This is a genomic window from Brevundimonas sp. (assembly GCF_018608325.1).
GTDB lineage: Bacteria > Pseudomonadota > Alphaproteobacteria > Caulobacterales > Caulobacteraceae > Brevundimonas.
Genome location: NZ_JABAZW010000039.1, coordinates 1 through 3,274, shown reverse-complemented (window position 1 = coordinate 3,274; position 3,274 = coordinate 1). Strand labels below are relative to the sequence as shown.

General features: G+C 65.5%; 4 protein-coding genes. All 4 read right to left on the bottom strand.

From position 1 onward, the window contains the following. The coding region (locus QZ281_RS04325) for a TIGR03915 family putative DNA repair protein (RefSeq protein WP_292225131.1) at positions 1 to 813 on the bottom strand (813 nt) is incomplete at its 3' end. Further along, positions 813 to 2,051, bottom strand: coding sequence for a putative DNA modification/repair radical SAM protein (locus tag QZ281_RS04320; RefSeq protein ID WP_292225129.1), 1,239 nt, complete (start codon positions 2,049 to 2,051; stop codon positions 813 to 815). The genes QZ281_RS04325 and QZ281_RS04320, both read right to left, overlap by 1 nt. Before the next feature lie 64 nt (positions 2,052 to 2,115). Next, on the bottom strand, positions 2,116 to 3,081 hold the full coding sequence (locus tag QZ281_RS04315; protein WP_292225127.1) for a flagellin: 966 nt from the start codon (positions 3,079 to 3,081) through the stop codon (positions 2,116 to 2,118). Continuing rightward, positions 3,078 to 3,274, bottom strand: a 197-nt coding sequence (locus tag QZ281_RS04310; RefSeq protein ID WP_292225124.1) for a flagellar basal body rod C-terminal domain-containing protein, incomplete at its 5' end; no start/stop codon positions are given. The genes QZ281_RS04315 and QZ281_RS04310, both read right to left, overlap by 4 nt.

Below are 3,274 nucleotides of genomic sequence, written 5' to 3'. Positions count from 1 at the left end.
GCGTGGGCTGGTGGATGGGCAAGGGCGGTCAACCGTCCGCGCCCGCGACGCCGCCACCAGCTCGGGTATCAGGGCGGCTTCCGGCAGGTTCTTCCAGTAGGACTTGGCCATCTCGCCCTGCATCGTCTTCACGCTCAGACGCGCCGGGTTGAAGGTGGAGGCGTAATAGGTCTTCCAGAATTCCTCGATCTCGTCCTCGCCCGGCGCCATGTCGCGCGTCGCGGGCGGTCCGAACCGCAGGGCTTCGCCGTCCCAGAAGACGCTGCCGTCCGGCGTCAGGATCGACCAGCGCATGGTCGTGAACCGCCGCTGGAAGAAGCCCGCCGTCTTCTCCACCACCCGGTGCGCCGGTTCGAACCACGCCGCCCAGGCCTCGCCCCGATCATCGTGAACCTGACGAAAGCGGACGAAGGCCTTCATCTTGTGCGCCGCCCGACTGACGTTCTTGGCCCGCTCCATCGCATCGGCCACGTCACGATCCGAGATCACCTTCAGCAAGTCCGGCTCATCCCCCAGCCGCCATAGCAGCCGATACATCAGGTCAAACCGGTCGACCGAGCGATGCAGGATCACCTCTTTCGCCAAATCGACAAAGGCGGCGGGAACGCGGAACTCGGCCTGCCTGCCCGTCCGCTCAAGGCGCCGTTCAGAGGGAACCGGGGGAGCCAGATCAAACAGCCCGCCTTGCGCAGACGACGCCCCCTCCACAACGAACCGCGCCGCACCCGGCGCCACGCCCGCCAGCCGGAAGTCCCGCGCCGCCTTTCTCCACCCTTCGAAATCCGTCTCTGACGCCAGAACCGCGACCGGCATCAGAACAGGCTCAGCTGTTCCGGCGTGCGGCTGCTCACCCGCGCCCGCAGGTCCGCCGCATCCGTCAGCCCGCCGGGCGTCCAGTCCAGCGCCGTAATGAAGGGCCGCAGCTTGGCCACCGACCGCGTCAGCCGCCCCACATCCTCCAGCCGCAGCGTCCGATACCGCCTGACCGACACGATCCGGTCCACCGCCTTCACGCCCAGCCCCGGCACGCGCAGCAGCATCTCACGCGGCGCCCGGTTCACATCGACGGGAAACTGTTCACGCTTGTTCAGCGCCCAGGCCAGTTTGGGATCAACCGCCAGATCCAGCATCCCGCCCGACGCCCCCTCGCCGATCTCCGGCGCGGAAAACCCATAGAACCGCATCAGCCAGTCGGCCTGATACAGCCGGTGCTCGCGCATCAGCGGCGGCTTGGACAAAGGCAGGACCGAGCTGGAATCCGGGATCGGGCTGAAGGCCGAATAATAGACCCGACGTAACCCATAGCCCCCGTACAGGGACGCGCTGCGATCCAGGATTTCGGTGTCCGGCGCCCCGTCTGCCCCCACGATCAACTGGGTGCTCTGGCCGCCCGGCGCGAACTTCGGCGGCTTGGCCTTGTCGCGTTTGGCGGGCTTGGCCGCCTCGACGCCCAGCCGCACCTGCCCCATCGCCTTCTTGATAACCCCGACATCCTTCTGGGGCGCCAGCCGGGCCAGCGCCTCATCGCGCGGCAGTTCGACATTGGCCGACAGCCGGTCGGCATAAAGCCCCGCCATCTCCACCAGCTTGGGGTCCGCCTCAGGGATCAGTTTCAGGTGGATATAGCCCCGAAAATCGTGAACCTCGCGCAGGGTCTTGGCCACCAGAACCAGTTGCTCCATCGTATAGTCGCCCGACCGGATGATGCCGGACGACAGGAACAGACCCTCGATATAGTTGCGCTTGTAGAAGTTCAGCGTCAGGTCCACGACCTCGTCCACATCGAACCGCGCCCGCTCCACATTCGATGACGCGCGATTGATGCAATAGACGCAGTCGTAGATGCAGAAGTTGGTCAGCAGCACCTTCAACAGGCTGATGCACCGCCCGTCCGGCGTATAGGCGTGACAGATGCCCATCCCCTCGGTCGAGCCGATCCCCTTGCCTCCGACCGAGTCCCGCTTCGACGTCCCCGACGACGAGCAGGAGGCGTCATATTTGGCGGCGTCGGCCAGAACAGACAGCTTGTGACGAAGGTCGAGACGGGCCATTCGTTCACTATATGTTCTTAGCGCATCACCCGTCCAGCGTAGCCGTAAATCCAGGAATCCGGGCTTAGCGCAGCAGGTCCAGCAGCGAGGTGTTGCGCAGCGAGTTCACCACCTGGGCCGAGGCCTGAATGGCGACCTGCGCCATCTGCAGGTCGGTGATCGCCTGCGCCGGGTCATAGCCCGACTTGTCCTGCATCAGCTTCTTCAGCGAGATTTCCTGCGCCTCATGCGCATCCAGCGCGGCCTCGACGTGGTTCTGCATCAGGCCGTTCTTGGCGGTCTGGTTGGTCACGCCCTCATTGGCCTTGTCCAGTTCCTTCATCGCCGCCTGCAGGAAGGCCTCAACCTCCCCGCTCGGCTTGCCCGCAATCGAACCGGCTGCGGCGGGGGTGTAGGTCACGCCGTTCATCGTGACCGGCGCGCCGTTCTGATAGGCCTGGATGTTGCGGAACACGTCCGCCAGCGCCCCGCCCAGCTCATTGGCCAGGAAGCCCGTCTCGATCGTGGTCGTTTCGTTGATGCGCGACTTCTGCTTCAGGGTGTCGTTGGCGAAGGTCGCGGCTGACGAAGGCGCCGCCGCCAGATCCGCCATCGTCTTGGCTGTCGCGGGCGGCGTGTCGCCCTGTCCGCCGCCGAACAGATAGGTTCCCTGATGCTGGGCGTTCAGTCCGCCCTGCACCGTCTGATACTGCAGGCTCAACTCGGCCATCAGATTGTCCACGCGCCCCGCCGCCAGACTGTTGGCGATGGCGTCGCGCGCGCCCTTGCCACCGTCGGCGACGCGGGTCATGGCCAGATCCTGTGCGTCCAGCCGCGCCGACGCCGCCTTGCCCGCCGTGATGAAGCCGGTCAGCCGCTCCTGCGTCGAAGTCAGGCTGGTCAGGGACTCTGCGCCCCGGCCATAGCCGGACATGTCGGTGGCGATCTTTTCGCTGGCGATCCGCTCCTGCGCCTGCTGCGCGCGGTTCTGGGCGCTCATCAGGTTGAGTAGCGCCGACTGATAGTTTCCGAAGGTTGCGACGCGGGTCATCTCAGGATTCCGATCAGAACATCATACATGTCCTTGCTCGCCTGGATCAGGCGGGCGGAGGCGTTATAGGCTTGCTGGAAGGTGGTCATATTGACCAGCTCCTCGTCCATGTTCACCCCTTCGGAGGCGTTGCGACGGCTGGTCGCCTCCTTCGACAGGGCGCTGGCGGTTTCGGCGCGGCTCTTGGCGGCGG